Source organism: Vibrio lentus, from assembly GCF_002875945.1.
GTDB classification, from domain to species: Bacteria; Pseudomonadota; Gammaproteobacteria; order Enterobacterales; family Vibrionaceae; genus Vibrio; species Vibrio apostichopi.
Genome location: NZ_MCZK01000097.1, coordinates 17,123 through 38,636, shown reverse-complemented (window position 1 = coordinate 38,636; position 21,514 = coordinate 17,123). Strand labels below are relative to the sequence as shown.

Below are 21,514 nucleotides of genomic sequence, written 5' to 3'. Positions count from 1 at the left end.
TGCTCTACCAATAAGGAGGCGTGTCCTCCTTATTGGCTTTTCACGTTTTATAAAAATAACCCAAGTGAAAAGAGACAAACCTTTAAGTTTCTCCAATTTGGCGAACTTACCTTCGTATCAAGCCTAAGACAAAGACGAACAAAAAACGCATTTCCCTATCGATTCACTACACTAGATAGGAAATAAATAACGTCTCGTTGTTCGTAAGAAAGGCAGACCATCAATAATAAGGATAAAGTACATGACGCAGACAACATCACCGTCTCCAGATGTGCAAGAAATGGTGGCACAATCAGACACTGGTGCGCGTAGCCCTCGCGGTATCCAAGGCCGTATTTTATGGTTTGTGCCTCTATGTTGGTCACTGTTCCAACTTTGGTATGCATCTCCGCTGCCGTTCATTTTTAACTTCGCAATTTTAAACGACACTGAAGCTCGAGCAATTCACCTTACGTTTGCCATCTTCCTAGCCTTTACCGCTTATCCAGCCATGAAAAATTCGCCTCGGGATAGAATTCCTGCGGTCGACTGGATATTAGCGCTTGTAGGTAGTTTTTCAGCTTCTTATATCTATATTTTCTATACGGAATTAGCCGGTCGTTCAGGCGCGCCAACAACATTCGATATTGTTGCGGCTGTGTTCGGTATGGTTCTACTGCTTGAAGCAACTCGACGCGCTTTGGGTCCACCTCTTATGGTTGTGGCAGCAGTATTCCTACTTTACACCTTTGGCGGTCCTCATATGCCAGACGTGATTGCCCATAAAGGTGCCAGCCTGAACAAGGCAATGTCACATCTATGGCTAACGACAGAAGGTGTATTCGGTGTTGCTCTTGGCGTATCAACGTCATTCGTATTCTTGTTTGTACTGTTTGGTGCAATGCTAGAACGCGCAGGCGCAGGTGCTTACTTCATCAAGGTTGCGTTCTCTTTACTTGGCCACATGAAGGGCGGTCCAGCGAAAGCAGCCGTTGTTGCATCTGGCCTATCAGGTCTAGTGTCTGGTTCATCTATCGCTAACGTGGTAACCACGGGTACTTTCACGATCCCTCTAATGAAAAGAGTCGGGTTCTCAGGTGAAAAAGCCGGTGCTGTAGAAGTTGCGGCTTCAACCAATGGTCAATTAACCCCACCAATCATGGGTGCTGCTGCATTCTTGATGGTTGAATATGTGGGTATCTCGTACGTAGAAGTTATTAAAGCGGCGCTATTGCCTGCTCTTATCTCTTACATCGCCCTGATTTACATTGTTCACTTAGAAGCATGTAAAGCAGGTATGACTGGCCTACCTCGTCGTCACACGCCAACTATCGTACAGAGCCTTCTGTCTTTCACTGGTACCATTTTAGGTCTCTGTGTCATCAGTGCTGCGGTTTACTACGGTGTCGGTTGGACGAAAGATGTCTTTGGCGATGCAGCAACCCCAATTGTTACCGTTGCTCTATTGATCGCTTATGTAGCCTTGGTTCGAGTTTCAGCAAAATATGCGGCTGAAGGCGGCATGGACATCGATGCAGAGCTAACAGAAGTGCCTGATCCAGGCCCTACCATTAAGTCTGGTTTACACTTCCTATTGCCTATCGTGGTTCTTGTTTGGTGTCTGACTGTAGAACGTTTCTCTCCAGGTCTTTCAGCCTTCTGGGCAACGGTATTCATGATCTTCATTTTGATCACACAGCGTCCTTTGATGACTCTTATGAACAAATCGGACGATCTTGCAGAGCAGACTAAAGCAGGTTTCGTTGACCTATTAGAGAGCTTGGTTTCAGGCGCGCGCAACATGATCGGTATCGGTGTAGCAACAGCTGCAGCGGGTACGGTTGTCGGCGTGGTAACTCTGACGGGTATCGGCTTGGTAATGACGGACTTCGTTGAGTTTATCTCAGGCGGTAGCATCATTCTTATGCTGCTATTCACTGCGGTAATCAGCTTAATCCTAGGTATGGGCTTACCAACAACGGCGAACTACATCGTTGTATCAACGCTAATGGCTCCCGTAATTGTTACCTTAGGCGCGGCGCATGGCCTAATCATCCCTCTGATTGCGGTTCACTTGTTCGTGTTCTACTTCGGTATCTTAGCCGATGATACACCTCCGGTTGGTTTGGCAGCCTTTGCGGCCGCCGCGATTGCAAAATCAGACCCGATCCGCACTGGTATTCAAGGCTTTACCTACGATATCCGAACCGCGATATTACCATTCATGTTCATTTTCAATACTCAACTACTATTGATGGGCATTGATTCTTGGTGGCATCTATTCCTCACTATCTTCTCTTCTGTAACTGCGGTACTTATCTTTGCCGCGGCAACGCAAGGTTGGTGGTTTACCAAGAACAAATGGTGGGAAACGATCCTATTATTGGTTCTAACTTTCTCTTTCTTCCGCCCAGGCTTCTGGTGGGACATGATTTATCCAGAAAAAGTTCTTTCACCTGGAGTTGAGATCGCTCAAATCACAGAAGGTCTATCTGTGGGACAATCTCTTGAGTTAAGAGTGGGTGGCGAAAACTTAGAAGGTGACTATTCTGAGAAGACGGTTCGCCTTCCATTTGAAGATTCTGCGACAACAAGTGAAGACCGCCTTGCTTCAATGGGCTTAATGCTGACGAAATCTGAAGACAAGATGATTGTCGACATGGTTGAGTTCGGTAGCCCAGCAGAAGCGGCTGGTATTGACTTTGATTGGGAAATTAAATCAGTTATCCAAGACGCAGAAAGACCAATGAAAGAGTGGGTATTCTTACCATCCCTACTGATTCTTATTGGCTTAGCGATGAACCAAAGAAGGCGTGCTCGTAAGGATGAGATTAGCGCGTAATGGATAGAGCCAAGTAGCGCTCAACTCTATTTGGCTTTATTACATGGAAAGGATAATCACAGCGCTTGGTCAATACTAAGCGCTGATAAAAAAGAGAAAAACACATGTATAAACAAATCCTTGTTCCTGTTGATCTTAACGACAAAGGCTTTTCTGACAAAGCTGTTGAATTAGCGGTATGGCACGCAAAGCACAGCAATGCTGAAATCCATATCTTGAACGTATTGCCAGGCATTCACATGTCGATGGTTGCGTCTTACTTCCCGAAAGATGCCGCGAATCAAATGAAGCTTGATGTAAAAAATCAGCTAAAAGAGTTTGCTGATAAATACATCGACGATGAAGTGGTTTATAAGGTTCACGTTGCGGAAGGTAAAACCTACACAACGATTCTAGATTATGCGGAAAAGCTTGGTGCTGACCTAATTGTAATGCCTAGCCATAAGCGCTCGAAAATCGACAAAGTGGTACTGGGTTCAGTGGCGAGTAAAGTCGTACAGAATTCACCAATTAACGTATTGGTTATCAAGCCTCAAGGCTAATGGCTAATGGCTTCTAGTTAATAAGCTAATAAGCTAATAAGCTAATAAGCTAATAGACCAATAAGCTCTGTCGAACTAAAGACAAAATATCGAAAAAGGTTGGCTCAAAGCCAACCTTTTTTATTTCTACTTCATCAAGTGCAGACTGCTGAATACAACCTAAATTAACTCACTAGATTCTGTGGTTTCCCTTCAACAAACGCATCAATGTTATCCATCAGAATATCGGAAAGCTTCTGAATTGAGCTATCACTGCCCCATGCTACGTGTGGCGTTAACAATAGATTCGGTAAGTGACTATTCGCCAATAACGGATTCGAAATATCTGCGGGTTCTTGTGTGAACACATCCATACCCGCACCCGCAATCTCATGATTGATCAACGCTTCGACCAAGGCTTGCTCATCGACTAATCCACCACGGCCAGCATTAATTAACACCGCACTTGGTTTCATCATTGTAAGCTCTCGCTCCGATATCAGATTTCGAGTCGCTTCGGTCAACGGGCAATGCAAGCTGATCGCATCTGCTTGTTGTAACACCGTATAAAAAGGTAGATACCCCTCTCGACAAGAGTCGGCCCCTTTACGCTCAGCAAAGATGACGTTCATACCAATCGCTTTGGCCAATATCGCGGTCGCTTGCCCTAAACTGCCGCTACCCATTAAACCTAATGTACTGCCTGCAACATCTTGGATTGGATGAGTGAAAAAGCAGAACTGTTTGTCCTTTTGCCATTCGCCGGCCTCGATGTCTTGATGATAACCAACGAGGTTTCGCTTTAGCGTAAACAGCATCGCGATAACATGTTCAGGTACCGATTGAGTCGCGTAGCCTTGCACGTTTGTCACCGCTATGTTCTTGCCATTGCAGTAACCAACATCGACATTGTTCACTCCCGTAGCAGACACTGCAATTAACTTAAGCTGTTGTGCTTGAGCCAAATTCGATTCGTTAAGCACGACCTTGTTGGTAATAACCACATCAGCGCCTTCAATTCGTTCAGACACTTGTTCAGGCGAAGTGAAGTCATACTCCACCCACTGATGTTCAAAGCTAAGGGGTTTTAAATTAATCTGAGATGGGATGGTAGCTCTGTCGAGAAAGACCACTTTCAACTTCGGCATTGTACGTCCTTGCATTGGTATTGATTTAACCATTCTAAGCTTTTAGCTTGCTGTAGTCTGGAAGCTCAGGCGCAATTTCAAAGTGCTGTTCTATTTGTGGCAATGCTTGAGGATAAATATCACATGGCACGAAGGCTTTGAAAAGCTGATTATTAGCCGGATGATAAAAACTCAGTTCGCACGCGTGCAAAGCTAACCTATCACTATACTCAAACGCCTCTGGCGTGGCATAAAACTCGTCGCCAACAATTGGAGTCCCTATCGCCATACAATGAACACGCAACTGATGAGAACGACCAGTGATCGGCAGCAACTTCAATAATGTCGTTTGAGCCTCTTGTTGCTCCACAATATAGCGAGTCTGTGATGGCTTTCCATCCTCGAAGCACACTTTCTGCCTAGGACGATTTGGCCAATCACAAATGAGTGGCAGATCAATCAAGCCCTCTTTTTCCTCTACTGAACCCCATACTCGCGCGTAATAGAGTTTGTGTGTCAGTCGATATTGAAACTGCTTCTTCAAATGACGCTCAGCCTGTTTGTGTTTAGCGAGCAGCATCAATCCCGATGTCGACATGTCCAGTCGATGTACAACCTGAATATCCGGAAAATCCACAACCAACCGACTCCACATACTGTCGTAGTGCTCAGGCAGTCTCCCCGGCACCGAAAGTAGGCCTGCAGGCTTGTTCACCACAAGAATATCATCATCTTGATAGACAATATCAGTCCACGGTTGACGTGGTGGTGTGTACTGTTCTAACGCCATTAGAGCCTCTTAATTACTGGTTAATAAATAACTCACGGTCGATTCGTTTATTAATAAATACAATTTTCAACATTTTCGTACATAAAAGTTGACGAAAATACGAAACATGGTATTGATAAGGTAATGGAAAATAAGAACTAAGCCTCAAAGGAAAAATGATGGAAAGTACGGCTAAAACCACCACAACACCAACCTCCGCACCACTTTCAAGTCTGATTAAATCTCTTGGCCCAGGAATCATGATGGCCGCTGCTGCGGTCGGTGGTTCTCACTTAGTCGCTTCAACGAAAGCTGGCGCCATTTATGGTTGGCAACTAGCCGCACTGATTCTTTTGGTTAACGTATTTAAGTACCCATTCTTTAGAGCCGGCATCCAATATACCCTTGGCACCGGGCAAAGTTTGGTGGAAGGATACTCTAACCTTGGCCGACCTTACCTTGTTATCTTTTCGATACTGAGCGCCATTTCCGCCGTGGTCAATACCGCAGCCTTACTGTTATTCAGTGCAAGCTTGCTTAGTTACTTTGTTCCTTTTGACTTGGCCACCAGCACATTGTGCATGATCGTTTTAGCGACGTGTTTGATCATTCTATTCGCTGGCCATTATCGCGCGCTCGATACGCTGTCCAAAGCGATCATGGCGATCCTGACCATCACAACCTTAGCTGCAGTCGCCATTGCTATTGGGTCTCCCGTTGAACCTGATGCGGCTTTTGTTCCGCCATCACCTTGGTCATTGGCTGCTATTGGCTTTATCGTCGTGACCATGGGTTGGATGCCAGCACCTATCGAGATATCCAGCATCACCTCTATGTGGCTAAAAAGCCAAAAAGAGAAGCAAGAAGTGACTGCTCAATCAGCACTGTTCGATTTCAATGTAGGCTACATTGGCACAGCGTTGCTTGCACTGGTATTCGTTGCTCTAGGTGCACTGGTACTTCACGGTTCTGGCGTTGAACTATCTCGCTCTGGTGTTGGCTTCACCCATCAATTGGTTGGCATCTACGCTTCTACGATTGGTGAATGGTCTCGTCCACTGATCGCTCTTATCGCCTTCTTCTGTATTTTTGGCAGTACCATTACCGTTATCGATGGCTATTCACGCGTACTTGCTGAATCACAACGCCTGTTATTGAAAAAAGAATCTAGCCCAAGAATGCTGCAAGGCTGGATCATCATTGTCTCTCTTGCTGCACTCGCAATTGTAATGTTCTTCAGCGCAGCACTGATGCCAATGCTTGATTTCGCGATGGTGCTTGCTTTTGCGACTACGCCATTCTTCGCATTGCTTAACTTCATCTTAGTCAGTAAAACTAAGCTTCCTGAGGCGCTCGCGATTGGCACTAAGCTAAAATGGTTGTCTGTGGCAGGCCTGGTTTACCTATTTGGTTTCCTAGCCGTATTTGTTTGGTGGAAATGGTTAATGTAATTCCTTTGCCATTACACCTTTCAACAATCAAAACACCTTTCAAACGCTAGATAAAAAGAAGGCCTTCATGATGAAGGCCTTCTTTTGTTAAAGCATTTAGCTCATTCAAAACTAGTTGTGAGAAACCACAATCAAACGTAGCGAATCTAGCTGAACCTGAGCTTTGCTGATGTAACCGGTCAGTTCATTGATTTGAGCTTCGATAACTTCTAGCTCTTCATCACGAATATTAGGGTTGACCGCTTTAAGCGCTTGTAGGCGCTCTAGTTCACCGTTCAAGTTAGTTTGCATATCTTTCTGAGCTTGTTGACGAACTTCTTCAACCTTCGGTAGGACATGCGTCTCACCCGCTTCGATTAGCTTGTGAATCTCGCCTTGTACCGAGTTCACTAGCTTGCTCGCTAAATGACGGTTTACCGGGCTTAGCTGACGGTTAAAGCTATCGAACTCAACCTGAGCAGATAAATCGTTACCACGACCATCCATCATCAAGCGAATCGGCGTCTTAGGTAAGAACTGGCTGATACCGCTGCGCTTTGGCGCTTGTGCATCAACAAGGTAAACCAACTCAAGCAGAATAGTACCGACTGGCAGCGCTTTGTTCTTCAGTAGAGATACCGAAGACGCACCTACACCTTCGCTCAATAGCAGATCAATACCGCCTTGAATCATTGGGTGTTCCCAGCTAATGAAGTTCATGTCTTCACGAGAAAGCGCCGTTTCACGGTCAAACGTGATCGTTGCACCTTCATAAGGTAAGCCTGGGTAGCTTGGTACCATCATGTGTTCAGAAGGTGTCACGACTAGCGCATTTTCACCCTTGTCATCTTGGTTCAGACCAATGGTATCAAACAGGCTCAGAGCGAAAGAAACTAGGTTAGTATCACCATCAGTAGACGCGATCTTTTCTGCAATCTCATGGGCTTTATCGCCACCATTTGAATGCATCTCTAGTAGGCGATCTCGGCCTTTTTCTAGATCCGATTTCAGGCTTTGATTGAGCTTCGCTGATTCTTCAATGACTTCATCAAGCTGCTCGGTGTTACCAGAAGCCAGCATTTCAATCAGTACATCAGAATACTTATCGTAAACTGTGCGACCAGTAGGACAAGTCTCTGCGAATGCATTCAGACCTTCATCGAACCAACGCGCTAGAATCGCTTGCGATGTGCCTTTTAGGTAAGGGACATGAATGTCGATATCACGAAGCTGACCGATACGGTCCAAACGACCAATACGTTGCTCAAGCAAATCCGGGTTAAACGGAAGATCGAACATCACTAACTGGTTAGCAAACTGGAAGTTACGACCTTCAGAACCGATTTCGCTACAGATAAGCACCTGAGCGCCGCCCTCTTCTTGAGCAAAGTAAGCCGCAGCTTTATCACGTTCTAGAATCGACATGCCTTCGTGGAATACCGTTGCACGCACACCTTCACGCTCACGCAGTGCTTGCTCCAGTTGCAGAGCCGTACTCGCACGCGACGCGATCACTAAGATCTTTTCGCTACGCTTGTCTTGGATCTTTTCAATCAACCAGTTCACACGTGAATCGAACTGCCACCAGCTTGAGTCTTCACCTTCAAATTCTTGGAAGATCTCTTCTGGGTACAACATCTTCATTGCACGAGCTTCTGGCGCCATCTTGCCACCGATCATGCCTGATACACGCATCGAGGTTGTGTACTGCGTTGGAATGTCCATCGGCAGTAGGTTTACATTACGCTTAGGGAAGCCTTTAATTGCAGCACGCGTGTTTCTGAATAGAACACGACCTGTACCATGGCGATCCATAAGGTTATCAATCAATTCTTGGCGAGCTAACGCTTGCTCTTCTTCGCTGCTGTCGCCTTCGATAACGCGGAATAGAGGCTCAACATCTTGTTCAGACAGAAGCTCTGTAATCTGGTTCTTCGCGCTGTTTTCAAGCTTCACGCCAGAGAACAATGCCGTTACTGCATCAGCAACAGGGGCGTATTGATCTTCTTCTTCAACGAATGCTTCGTAATCGTAGAAGCGATCAGGATCAAGCAGACGCAGACGCGCAAAGTGGCTCTCACGACCCAGCTGTTCAGGGGTCGCTGTCAATAGTAGTACGCCAGAGGTGTTTTCAGCGAGGCCTTCAACCACTTGATATTCACGGCTTGGCTTATCTTGGCTCCACTCAAGGTGGTGTGCTTCATCGACAACCAATAGATCCCACTCACCTTCAAGTGCTTGCTCGTAGCGCTTGCGGCTCTTACGTAGGAAATCCAGTGAACACAGAACGTATTGTTGAGTATCAAATGGGTTATCTGATTCAGCAAAAGATTCAATACAGCGCTCTTCATCAAAGATAGAAAAGTGCAGGTTGAAACGACGCATCATCTCGACAAGCCATTGATGTTGTAGCGTTTCAGGCACCACAATCAGAATACGCTCAGCACGGCCAGACAACACCTGTTGGTGGATGATCATGCCCGCTTCGATGGTTTTACCTAGGCCAACTTCATCGGCGAGTAAAACACGCGGTGCGTGACGACGACCCACTTCGTGAGCAATGTAAAGCTGATGAGGGATAAGACCTGCACGCATACCACACAAGCCGCGCATTGGGCTCTTGTGTTGTTGATATTGATTGCTTAAAGCACGGTAGCGCAAGACAAAGTTATCCATGCGATCAATTTGACCTGCATACAATTTATCTTGCGGTTTATTAAAACGGATTTGGTTGCTTAAGAAGATTTCTCGTAGAGCCACATCCACTTCTTGAGTATCTTCACGAGTACCCATGTAAGTCAGAATGCCTTTATCTTCGATCACTTGTTCAACCGATAAAGACCAACCCTCTTGGCACTCGATGACGTCGCCGACATTAAACGTTACTCGGGTTACGGGAGCATCCGTTCGTGCATACACACGATTCTCTTCTGATGCTGCAAACATTACTGTCACTGTTCGAGCATCCATTGCTACAACGGTACCTAAACCTAAATCGCTCTCCGTATCGCTTATCCAGCGTTGCCCCAAAGCAAATGTCATGAATCGACTACCTCAATCTTATAGTTGGAATTTGGTCTTTTTAACTGCATTGTTATCAGAATTTTCTGACTCTCAAAATAAAAATATAGCTAAAAATGCCTAATTTGCAGCCACTTTTAAAGTGCGCTTAAGATAAAAATCATCTTAAGGAAATGGTGCAGAAAAAGGTCGCTAATCTTACTCGATACTGTGATTTAGGTCACGTCTAAAGGCTGCTATTTCATGCTTTTTTTCTGTTTTCGCTAATGCAATCAAACTGTCAAAAATTCATGGTTACTCTAGAGGGAGTAGATAAGTTATTTCGAGCAGACTCTTAATATTTGAGCTATTACTACTAGAGGTAGGATCTACTCGGTGTACTTTTGATAAGTGCTTGATAGTAATGCCGTCAAACACATCAAGAGTTTGCTAGCGTTCAATCAACCCATTCGAGCCACGTGGTGGCAAGGAGATGCTATGGGCGATACCAATCGGAAATTATTTGTTCTAGATACCAATATCTTACTTCACGAACCCTTTGCTATATTTTCGTTTCAGGAACACGATGTCGTCATCCCAATGACGGTACTCGAAGAACTCGACAGAATTAAGGACAGTAAACGCGATGTTGCTCGCGATGCCAGAGTCGCAATCAGAGCATTAGAAGATCTTTTCCATGACGCAACCCCAGACAAAATATCCGAAGGCATTCCTTTCTCAACCGATGTAAGCGCTTCAGGCACTATTTCAATACTCGCAGACTACGAACTCCAAGAAAGCATTAAAGCCTTTGCCGACGATAAGGCTGGCGACAACCGCATCCTCAACGGCGTGTTGTACTTACAAAATAAACGTGCACCGCGAGAAGTAGTACTCATTACCAAAGACATCAACATGCGTTTGCGAGCTAAAGGTGCAGGGGTACGCTTTGTTGAGGACTACCAAACCGACCAATTAATCGATGACGTTCAATATCTCACAAAGGGCTTTCAACAGCTTGAAGGGTCATTTTGGGATGGTATAGACAATGTTGAGAGTAAGAGTCTTGGAGGGAAAACACTGCACACCCTCGCAAGAACACCGTTCGAACCCACTTTCATTAACCAGTACATTATTGATCAAGACAGTGACTTTGCTGCTCGTGTCGAAGAGATTGAACCCGAAACTATCACTCTGCGAGACTTAAGCCGAGAACGATTAATGAACCGCAGGGCGTGGGACATTACGCCAAAGAACATCTATCAAGGCATGGCGATTGATGCCTTACTTGATCCCGATATTGATTTGGTGATTTTAACTGGTGCTGCGGGGAGCGGGAAAACCTTGCTTGCCATGGCAGCCGCTCTTGAACAAACCATTGAGCGCAAACATTTCGATAAGATCATCGTAACCCGAAACACACCGGACATCGGTGAATCCATTGGTTTCCTTCCCGGAACCGAGGAAGAGAAGATGTTACCTTGGTTAGCTGCGGTGACCGATACACTCGAAGCGCTGCACAAGAATGATCACTGCACCGAAGGGTCGATGAAATACATCTGCGATAAAGCCAATATCCAGTTCAAATCCATCAACTTCATGCGTGGCCGCTCGATCCAGAATGCGTTTGTACTGCTGGATGAGTGTCAAAACCTCACAGCTTCGCAAATCAAAACCATCATCACCCGTTGTGGTGAAGGCACCAAGATCGTCTGTTCAGGAAACCTGGCTCAGATAGATTCTTCCTACTTAACTCCTGTGACATCAGGGCTTACCTACATGGTCGAGCGTTTTAAAAACTTCGAAGGCAGTGCCAATATCCACCTTAATGGAGTGGTGCGTAGTCGACTGGCAGAGTTTGCTGAAGAGAACATGTAATGGTTCTGTATAGCTCACTAAATCAATAACCTAAAAACAAAAAAGCGCCTCACATTGGAGGCGCTTTCAAACTATTTTATGACGGGGGTTTTTGAAGCTAACTCGTGCTGCTGACCTGAATTACTCAGTACCACCAACCGTTAGAGAGTCTAGTTTCAATGTTGGTTGACCAACACCGACTGGTACGCTTTGGCCAGCCTTACCACACACACCAACACCGCGGTCGATGCTTAGGTCGTTACCAACCATAGATACTTGCTGCATCGCTTCGATACCAGAACCAATTAGCGTTGCGCCCCTCACTGGGTGAGTGATCTTACCGTTTTCAATCATGTACGCTTCAGAAGCCGAGAAAACAAATTTACCGGAAGTAATATCAACCTGACCGCCACCGAAGTTCGGTGCGTAGATGCCTTTTTCAACCGTAGCAATGATCTCTTCAGGAGTGTGCTCTCCCGGTAGCATGTATGTGTTGGTCATACGCGGCATTGGAAGATGCGCGTAAGATTCACGACGACCGTTACCTGTTGGTGCCACACCCATTAGGCGAGCATTCAACTTATCTTGCATGTAGCCTTTTAGGATACCGTTTTCGATTAGCGTGTTGTACTGACCATTAACACCTTCATCATCCACGTTTAATGAACCACGAAGATCAGTCAATGTACCGTCATCAACAATCGTACATAGGCTTGAAGTGACTTGCTCGCCGATCTTGCCAGAGAAGACTGAAGATTCTTTACGGTTAAAGTCACCTTCTAAACCGTGACCTACCGCTTCGTGTAGAAGAACGCCTGGCCAACCAGAACCCAGAACAACTGGCATTGCGCCCGCAGGAGCAGCGACAGCTTCAAGGTTAACTAGCGCTTGGCGAATAGCTTCATCAGCAAATTGGTAAGCAACTTGAGAGCCGTCAACATCACTTAAGAAGAAATCGTAACCAAAACGACCACCGCCACCAGCACTGCCACGTTCACGACGATCGCCTTTCTGAGCAAGTACGCTAATAGACAAGCGAACCAGCGGGCGAATATCACCAGCGAAAGTGCCGTCAGTCGCGGCAACAAGCATTTGCTCGTGTACACCGCTTAGGCTCACTGAAACCTCAGCAATCATCGGTTCCTTGGTGCGAATGTAAGCATCAAGTGCTTTTAGTAATTCTGTTTTCTGTTGTTTTTCCCAGCTTGCTAGCGGGTTAACTGCGTCATAGTAAGCTTGGTTCGAGTTACGCTTGAATGCATGAACTTTGCCGTTTTGACCTTGCTTCGCAATACCACGAGCTGCAATTGCGCTCTGCTTAAGACCATCCAATTGGATTTGATCTGAGTAAGCAAAACCGGTTTTTTCGCCAGATACTGCACGAACACCAACACCGCAGTCGATATTAAAAGAGCCATCTTTAATAATGCTATCTTCTAGTACCAACGACTCGTGCCAGCTCGATTGGAAATAGATATCAGCATAATCAATTTGGCGGGTAGCAATGCTCGCCAGTGTATCTGCGATATTTTGCTCCGTCAGCCCTGTCGGGTTCAGTAGCGCTTCTTCAATTTGATTAATGCTCATAAATGGCTCTTGTTTAAAATTAAAATTGATTGGTAAATCGAGAGTGCTGCGCTATTGGCATATTCTGCCTGATCGATTCGCAACTGGATGTGTCTATCTCAACCACCATACTTTTAGGGGCTTGGTCTAACTGTGCGACCACTCGCCCCCATGGATCAACCACCATTGAGTGTCCCCATGTTTCTCTTTGGCAAGGATGTTTCCCCCCTTGCCCTACCGCGACAATCCAAGACTGAGTCTCGATGGCACGGCACCTTAATAAGGCTTCCCAGTGTGCTTGACCTGTAACGGCCGTAAACGCCGCGGGAACCACGATGATCTGCGCACCTTGCTTACGTAACTCTGAATACAAGTGAGGAAAGCGCACATCATAACAAATACTCAAACCTAAGCGACCAAAAGGCGTTTCCGTCGTCACAACTCGGTCACCCGGCGTGAAAATATCGGACTCGCGATAACATTTATGTGTATCGGCGACATCAACATCGAACATATGCAGCTTATCGTAATGAGTCACTAGAGCGCCAAAATCATCGATAACCAATGTGGTGGTGGTGACACCTGCTGCGGTTCGAATTGGCATGCTACCGACAACGACCCAAACACGGTGCCGTTTTGCTAGCTCAGATAATTTCTGCTGCAAAGGTCCATTATTCAGAGGTTCGGCATATTGGTGATAATCGGCTTTATTGCCGAACACTAATGCATTCTCAGGACACACAACCCACTTAGCCCCTAACGCTTTGCACTTTGCTACCTCGTGCTCAAGGTAATCAAGGTTATGCTCAGGGACTGGGCCTGAAGTCATTTGAATCAATCCAACACAATCCATGTGCACCGCTTCTCCATTCATTATGATTCAGAAATCCGAATTTAGCCGCATATAAACTGACTCGCCTCTAACGACTATTCCGCTAATTTCCTCAGTTTTTCTGGTAACTGAAACTCACCCGAGCTACGCGAAAGCTCGCTTACTATTGGTGAATCTAGTGGCCCTTTTACTGAGTAGTTTACTTGAGTAAAGACCTCAACAACCGGTGAAATAACCGTGGTCACCGCCAATACATACAGCGCCGTTTGTGGGGTTACGGCAAACGCCGTTAATACAGGAATTCCTGAAGTGATATCTGGAGTGAAGTTAACCTCAGCATCGACCTGACGAGTGTTTAGATTCGCGATACCTTTGATCTTCATCTCACCGGCAACCGCATCCATGTTCAGATCATTGGTTAAGAAGATACCATTTTGGATCTCGCCAGTACCCGTAATACTGTTGAATGCCATGCCTTTATCAAACACATCAGAGAAATCGAGCTGCATCTTACGGATAATCGAATCTAGACTAAACAAACCAAGCAATCGAGCGGCGCCACTCACGTCCGAGATGATGCCTTTACCCAGCTTGGTTTTAACGTTGCCGTCGATGGTATCCATCTGAATACCCCACGGAGAACCGTCCCATTCAAGCTGACCTTCCAATGCAAAAGGTGCTTTTTGAATCCCGGAAGTAATACCGAAGCGCTCCATTAACTCACTGTTATTTTCACCTTCGACATCAATCGATAACGATGAATGACTCTTGTCACCATTCAGTGCCCACCAGCCACTCACATCGGCTTTATTGTTTCCGCTTCGGACTTGAATCTTATTCCACTCAATACGATCGTCTTGCCTTGCTAGCTCAATATCGACCTTACCTACTTTATAGCCTTGCAACCAAAAATCGTTCAGTGTGAGTTTAAGATTTGGCATCGCATCATAGATCTTTTTATCGAGTTCAGAGATCAATGGAGCTTCTTGTTCTTTTCGTTGCAGCAGTTGCTCTTGATTTTTCTTGTCACTCCATTCAGGAACGAACAAATGCAGACGATCTAGAGACACCGTTAAGTCGTAAGGGGGCAAATAATTGATATCCCCTTCGATCTCTTGGCTAGTCACTTCCATTTGCCAAGCTTCTTTATTCTTACGGGCACTAAAATCGACGTCATTCCAAGCTATGCCACCTAAGATCAGCTCTTTACTCTCAAAAGTAATACGGCTAGGCGCAGGAATGGTTGGCGTGTTCATTTGGCTAAGCACTGCTGTTGATGGCTTCACGGGTTCCATCGCAACCGCTAACCAATCATCGGCATTAAATTTGTCAGTACGAATTAAGGCATGATGCCCAACAACAGGGCTAATTTTATAACCACCACGGCCCAACACTAAATTGGTTGCCGTGAGCTCTGGAACCTCACCCGTAATATCAATTTCAGCTTGATATTTGGTATTCGGCAGCTGCAGGCGCGCAGTAATGGCTTCTTGGTTACCCGAGGCTTGCAGCCTAGCAGAACCACTCTCCAAGGATTTTTTCGCCAAAGGATAAGGGTAATCACTGGCTAAATACTTAAGATCTGACTGTAAGTCTAACTGGTAGCTAAAACCTATATCGTTGAGTTGAATATCAATCTGGCTTTGCCATTGCGCATGACCCGACAAGCGACTCAACCACTGTTCGCCAATATAAGGCTCTAGAGGTTTCACGTCCCAGTCACCTAAAACATCGATATCAACCGCATAACCTGGGCCGTCATTAAGGCCTTTAAAATCAACAGAGATGCCTTGCTTTAGTAAGTCAGCGGATAAACCATTCGCCGTGATGACATCATTATCAAACTCGATACGTCCGGTGGTGTTTTCGAGCACCATTGGCGGCGCTTCAATCTCAACATGGTTATCTTTGAGATCGGCATAGCCCCACGCTCTTGGCTCTTTTTCGGAATCAAAAGGAATATTGAGTTGGAATTCAGACGATACATCACCACTCACTTGCAGCGCCGTTAAGGCAGCACCGACAGAGTCGACCAATGGCGAGGCCGTCATATAATCACGAACAGCATTACCCGAAGCGGTCGCTTTGGCTTCAATCTCGATGTGGCCGCCTTCCCCTAGATAAGGAATACGCCCAGTAATACGGTCAGCCGTTACGTCCATCAATTGAGCAGAGCGCGAATCAAGATGCATCGCATCATTTTCAAACAGGAGATCAAGCTGAAGATCGGTGATCAGTGGCCATCCAGTATCAAAACTGAACTTTGCATTTTCTAGGCCAACCCAAACTTGGAAGATCCCGTCATGGTTGGTGTATGGGTATTGACCCAACTCACCGTGCCATAACAGTTTCACAGTATCGGCTTTACCCGCTTGAATCGCAGTAGAAAGGTAGTCGGTTAGATCTTGTCCAAGTGCCAACGTCGGTAAATAACGCCAGGTTTCACCCACATTGTAAGCGTCCGCTTCACCGTAGAAAGACAAGAACGGGCTCGCATCATTCGGGAAGTCCAAACGAAAGGCACCCAAAACTTGTAAATCTGGCGTTGCTGCGGTGATTTTATCAGACCAAAGCTTCCAGCCGTTTTCATCTTGCTGCCAAACAATATCAACCTGACCTTGTCTGATATTGAGAGGCGCTTGGAATACATCGCCATAAGGGAACACATCATCAATAACATGAAGGTTCGCTTTCGCTTGTGACGTAGAACCAAACACACTGCCTGAGACTTGGCTAAAGCCCGGAACTAATTCCCATTGCTCGATGGCAAGATCACTAAAACTCGCTGAATAACGTAAGCTTTCGATACCAGAATCCATTGAGACCCGAATATCAGAAACGGATCCACCTGGCTTCAACGAATTAATCATTTGGGTGGATTGCTCGGAGTCCGGCATTAACTTAATAAGAGGAGTAATTGCCTCAATATTCAGTTCAGAAACATTCAGTTGCCACGGACCTTTGTCCCATTTGAAGGCAACATCTAACTCAGGCCAAGGCGTATCATCCGTTCTAAGATTAAGTGAGTGACCATTCACTTGCCATCCATCATCAATGGGAGACAACTTAAAGACGCCTGATTCAAGCATTAAGTCATGTTGGCCATCTTCGTTCCAACTCAGTTCCGAAGGCAGCACTTCTACGTAAGCATTTACCGGCTTACTGTTTTGCAAGGTAACCCAACTGTTCAGGCTCACCGTGCCCGTTTCTATGCCCGACTCAGCCTGCATGTAACGAGTTAGCCATGGTTTAACCGAGATGTTTTCTGCACTCACATAGAACTCACCGGTTACGTCGGTCAATGAGCCACCATCGATAAAGTTAGCACTTACTGACAACGAGTTGAGATTGGCGTCTTTAATGCTCACCACACCTTCCGCAAGGTGGTGTTTACCTGAGTTTTTCCACTTTAAGGTTTCAATATCGAGTTGGCGCTCTTCATCAGAGATGGTTCGATACAAAAGTGAGGAGTCTTTGGCGGTCACATCCACTAGCGTTTTGAGTAGCAAGTTGTCCAGCTCTTGCATAACCCGCTTTGAGGAGCCCGATTCTTTAGGTTTATCTTTGCCGTTCTGACCCGCAAACAGATCGATCGAACGTATATCCAGATACATTCGATTCATTACAAGGTCGGCAACAACAGGACGCATCTGTACCAGAGATTGAATCAAATCAAATTCAACTTCGACACGTTCTACAGAGAAGGTTACATCTTCAGCATTAGGAAGACGGGCTTGAACGCCTTGCAGCGCGATTGAGGGATGGGTGTTACGCCAAAATCCACCCACATCTTGAATAGAAAATTCAAAACCGGAATGTTGGTTTACCCAAAGCTCAATCTCAGATTGATACTTATTTAAATTGGGTAAGGCGACACGCAGTGTAGTAACAGCAATGGCTAGTGTTACTAAGAGAGTAACCACTAACCACAGACACGTACGTAAAATCAGAGTAACACTAGAACTCACAAAATATCCATTACATCATAACGACATCAAACTGCTCTTGTATGTACAGAGGCTCAGCCTGAATTTTCACTTGTTTACCAATAAAGACTTCAAGCTCCGCAAGCGCATGAGACTCTTCACCCTCTAATGCCTCGGCAACCGCTGCTGCCGCATAAACCACGAACTTATCCGCATCGTAGGCACGATTTACACGAGTAATTTCTCGAAGTATTTCATAACACACGGTTTCGACTGTCTTCACACTGCCACGACCTTCACAGGCAGGACAGCTAGAACACAGAATATGCTCAATACTTTCACGAGTACGTTTACGAGTCATCTCAACCAAACCAAGCTGTGTGAAGCCGTTAATATTGGTTTTCACACGGTCTTTGTCGAGTGCGGCTTCTAAAGAAGTTAGTACTCGCTTACGGTGTTCTTCAGACAACATATCGATAAAGTCGATAATGATGATGCCGCCTAAGTTACGCAGGCGAAGTTGACGAGCAATCGCTTGTGTCGCTTCTACGTTGGTATTGAAAATCGTTTCTTCTAAATTACGACGACCAACAAAGGCACCAGTATTGATGTCGACGGTTGTCATCGCTTCTGTTTGGTCGATAATCAGATACCCACCAGACTTCAATTCTACTTTACGATCCAGTGAACGCTGAATTTCATTCTCAGTGTCGTACATATCGAAGATCGGTTTATCACCTTCGTACAGCTCAAGCTTATCGGTAAGCTCAGGTACGTACTCCGAAGTAAACTCTTTCAGGTTTTCAAACTCTAGTCGAGAATCGACCTGAATCTTACTCAGCTCAGTACCCACAAAATCACGTAAGATACGTTGACTTAAACACAGCTCACCATATAAACGCGTGCGAGCCTTATGCTTACCACGACGCTCTAATACTTTGAGCCACAAACGCTTCAAGAAAGCAGCGTCTTGTTCAAGCTCATTAAAATCAGCACCTTCAGCGGCAGTACGGATGATAAAGCCACCGTGCTCATCACAGTAACGAGATACAGCTTTTTTAAGACGATTACGTTCTGATTCGCTTTCGATACGCTGGGAAACACCTACATGGCTGGCTCCCGGCATAAACACCAAGTAACGAGATGGCAAAGTGATATCAGTCGTTAAACGAGCGCCTTTTGTTCCAAGAGGATCTTTAACAACCTGAACCACAATATCCTGACCTTGACGGACAAGCTCAGAAATATCACGTACCTGAAACTGCTTCTTTTCATTTTCAGCAACACATTCAGTGTGCGGAACAATGTCTGAGGCATGTAAAAATGCTGCTTTCTCAAGGCCTATATCCACAAATGCAGCCTGCATTCCAGGAAGAACACGGCTTACACGTCCTTTATAGATATTTCCTACGATACCGCGTCGAGCATCTCGTTCGACATGGATCTCTTGAAGAGCTCCCCCTTCAATCATGGCCACACGAGTTTCACTCGGGGTCACGTTCAGCAACAATTCAGCACTCATGGTGCACCTCAGATTAGTAATTATAAGAATTCTTGCAGTAGCTGGTCCGTTTCAAATAAAGGTAAGCCGACAACGGCGTAATAACTACCTTCAATTCGGGTAACAAAGCGTCCACCCAAACCTTGAATCCCATAGCTACCGGCTTTGTCGCATGGCTCCCCTGTTTGCCAGTATTGTTCTATTTCTTTTTCACTGAGGGGTTTAAACCATACGTCGGTAATAATGATTTCTGTTTTTTGTTTTTCAGCAGAAACGACAGAAACCGCCGTCATGACTTGATGACGTTCATTCGCTAACTGAGTAAGCATACGCTTAGAATCAGCAAGGTCTGCAGGCTTCTCGAGCACTTGCCCTTGGCTGACCACAACAGTATCAGAGCCAAGGACTACTATTTTAGAGTCAAGAGCTACGATATCTGAGCCAACAGCCGCAACATCAGAGCCTAGAGCGAGATTGTCGGAACTAGAAACTACAGTATCAGAACCAGTAACGACATGCTGCTTTTCAGAAGAATTCTCTGTTAATAAAGAAAGCGCTGCTAAGGCTTTATCTAAAGATAGACGTTGAACGTACTCTTCGGCGGTTTCTTGGGCGTGTTTACACTCTTCTACATTGGTCACAAGGACAGAAAACTCATAACCAAGCTGGGATAACAATTCTTTGCGGCGTGGTGAGCCGGATGCCAAAACTAAATGTTTCTTTTCCATTGTCATATTACCTCACATGCCAATGGCGACGGACTCGTCTCATTAATAAAAACATCCACGGCCAAAGTATACAGTTAATCAATGCGCTCCATAGCGATAATGGATTAAAAACGACATCTTGAATCAAATATTCACCAAAGAAGATCAACACTTCAAACAATACCGTTAAAGCCGCGATGATCATGGCTTGTTGCCACAACGCCATGTTGCGGATCACGAGGAAGTTGAGTGCAATAATGTACATCACGATTGCCATCATCATCCCACGAATACCTAACGTAGAACCGATCAAAAGATCCCACAATAAGCCTAGAATCAAAGCACTACCCACGTTAACACGGTGAGGAAGAGCAAGAACCCAGTAACAGGTAACCAGCAATAGCCAAGACGGCCTGAATAGATCCAAACTACCAGGCCAAGGGATCGTCTGCAGAATAAGCGCGATCAAAAATGAGCAACCAATTACTACCTTGCTTCTTAAAACGCTATTGGCCATCTTCGCCCTCTAACAATGCTTGTTCTATGCTGGATTGATCCGCTTGCATCTGTTTGTTCTCGTCTGGCCATACAAGCAGCAAGTATCTGAGCTTATCAAACTCAACCACTGGTTCTGCTTTAATAACGGCGAACTCACGTTTCGGGTCGTAATCAACCGCAGAAACATAAGCCACTGGATAACCTTCTGGATATACCCCACCCAAACCAGAGGTCACAAGTAAATCTTCTTCTTGAATATCTGTACTGGTTGGAATGTGTTCTAGCTGAATCTCATCAATGTTGCCATTACCCGAAGCAATCACACGAATATCGTTACGAATAACCTGCACGGGAATCGCATTGTTTGCATCAGTGAGTAGAAGGACACGGCTATTATGAGCAGCAACAAAGGTAACTTGACCGACAATGCCTTTCTCGTTGATCACCGGTTGACCTTCATATACTCCATCAATCAAGCCTTTATCGATCACAACTTGATGACGATACGGTGAAGTATCAACAGCCATAACTTCTGTGACGACTTTCTTCTCATCACGGATAAACGGAGAGCCCAATAGCTTACGAAGGCGCTTGTTTTCCTCTTGATATTGCTCAAGCAAAATCAGCTCGCTCTTCAGACGCAAGACTTCTCGTTTAATATTATGGTTGGATTCGATTAGCCCTTTGCGAGTGCTAAAACGGTCGTATACACCATCGAACATAGTGCGAGGCAAGTTGGCTGCATACTGGATAGGCGCAACCATGCTGTTCAATAGATAGCGGACATTTGAGAAAGCATCTAAACGACTATCAGCCAGCATAAGGCTGGCTGATAAAATTACAGCAAAAAACAGGCGCAATTGTAGAGAGGGACCTCTACCAAAAATTGGCTTCATTCTATATTTGGTCCTAGAGCTACATTTGATCCTATAGACAAGGTCCTAGGCTCTTTACATAAA

14 protein-coding genes are annotated in these 21,514 nt (G+C 45.5%); 4 read left to right on the top strand and 10 right to left on the bottom strand.

Annotated elements, in window-relative coordinates; all coding sequences use genetic code 11:
• Window positions 1-241 precede the first annotated feature (241 nt).
• Entirely contained in the window at window positions 242-2,821 is a 2,580-nt protein-coding gene (locus BCT49_RS06555; protein ID WP_102434615.1) for a TRAP transporter permease, read from the top strand.
• A 104-nt stretch (window positions 2,822-2,925) separates the two neighbouring features.
• Complete coding sequence (locus BCT49_RS06550) at window positions 2,926-3,363, top strand: universal stress protein (protein WP_004735912.1); 438 nt, start codon at window positions 2,926-2,928, stop codon at window positions 3,361-3,363.
• Between the two features lie 164 nt (window positions 3,364-3,527).
• Here BCT49_RS06550 and BCT49_RS06545 read toward each other — a convergent pair whose 3' ends face one another.
• Together BCT49_RS06545 and rluA are read right to left on the bottom strand one after the other, a co-directional pair.
• Window positions 3,528-4,490, bottom strand: a complete 963-nt coding sequence (locus BCT49_RS06545; RefSeq protein ID WP_102434614.1) for a D-2-hydroxyacid dehydrogenase — start codon at window positions 4,488-4,490, stop codon at window positions 3,528-3,530.
• A 34-nt stretch (window positions 4,491-4,524) separates the two neighbouring features.
• Window positions 4,525-5,259, bottom strand: coding sequence for a bifunctional tRNA pseudouridine(32) synthase/23S rRNA pseudouridine(746) synthase RluA (gene rluA, locus BCT49_RS06540; RefSeq protein WP_102434613.1), 735 nt, complete (start codon window positions 5,257-5,259; stop codon window positions 4,525-4,527).
• A 158-nt stretch (window positions 5,260-5,417) separates the two neighbouring features.
• Between rluA and BCT49_RS06535 the strand changes: the two genes are divergently transcribed.
• Entirely contained in the window at window positions 5,418-6,689 is a 1,272-nt protein-coding gene (locus BCT49_RS06535; protein ID WP_102434612.1) for an NRAMP family divalent metal transporter, read from the top strand.
• A gap of 111 nt (window positions 6,690-6,800) precedes the next feature.
• Here BCT49_RS06535 and rapA read toward each other — a convergent pair whose 3' ends face one another.
• A complete protein-coding gene (gene rapA, locus BCT49_RS06530) occupies window positions 6,801-9,710 on the bottom strand; it encodes an RNA polymerase-associated protein RapA (protein WP_102434611.1) in 2,910 nt (969 codons plus the stop codon).
• A gap of 456 nt (window positions 9,711-10,166) precedes the next feature.
• Between rapA and BCT49_RS06525 the strand changes: the two genes are divergently transcribed.
• Window positions 10,167-11,546: a PhoH family protein gene (locus tag BCT49_RS06525; RefSeq protein ID WP_029225732.1), complete on the top strand. Its 1,380-nt coding sequence runs from the start codon at window positions 10,167-10,169 to the stop codon at window positions 11,544-11,546.
• Window positions 11,547-11,666: 120 nt separating this feature from the next.
• Here BCT49_RS06525 and tldD read toward each other — a convergent pair whose 3' ends face one another.
• The 7 genes from tldD to mreC form a co-directional block, all read right to left on the bottom strand.
• Window positions 11,667-13,112, bottom strand: a complete 1,446-nt coding sequence (tldD, locus tag BCT49_RS06520) for a metalloprotease TldD (protein WP_102434610.1) — start codon at window positions 13,110-13,112, stop codon at window positions 11,667-11,669.
• 19 nt (window positions 13,113-13,131) lie between these two features.
• Window positions 13,132-13,944 carry a carbon-nitrogen hydrolase family protein gene (locus BCT49_RS06515; protein WP_102434609.1) on the bottom strand — a complete coding sequence of 271 codons (813 nt, stop codon included), beginning with the start codon at window positions 13,942-13,944 and terminating at the stop codon, window positions 13,132-13,134.
• Between the two features lie 74 nt (window positions 13,945-14,018).
• Window positions 14,019-17,891 carry a YhdP family protein gene (locus tag BCT49_RS06510; protein WP_102434608.1) on the bottom strand — a complete coding sequence of 1,291 codons (3,873 nt, stop codon included), beginning with the start codon at window positions 17,889-17,891 and terminating at the stop codon, window positions 14,019-14,021.
• A gap of 10 nt (window positions 17,892-17,901) precedes the next feature.
• A complete protein-coding gene (rng, locus tag BCT49_RS06505) occupies window positions 17,902-19,371 on the bottom strand; it encodes a ribonuclease G (RefSeq protein ID WP_102434607.1) in 1,470 nt (489 codons plus the stop codon).
• 20 nt (window positions 19,372-19,391) lie between these two features.
• Entirely contained in the window at window positions 19,392-20,078 is a 687-nt protein-coding gene (locus BCT49_RS06500; protein WP_102434721.1) for a Maf family nucleotide pyrophosphatase, read from the bottom strand.
• A 7-nt stretch (window positions 20,079-20,085) separates the two neighbouring features.
• On the bottom strand, window positions 20,086-20,574 hold the full coding sequence (gene mreD / locus BCT49_RS06495; RefSeq protein ID WP_010434372.1) for a rod shape-determining protein MreD: 489 nt from the start codon (window positions 20,572-20,574) through the stop codon (window positions 20,086-20,088).
• Entirely contained in the window at window positions 20,564-21,451 is an 888-nt protein-coding gene (gene mreC, locus BCT49_RS06490) for a rod shape-determining protein MreC (RefSeq protein ID WP_102434606.1), read from the bottom strand. Before mreC ends, mreD begins: the two co-directional genes overlap by 11 nt.
• Between the last annotated feature and the right edge of the window lie 63 nt (window positions 21,452-21,514).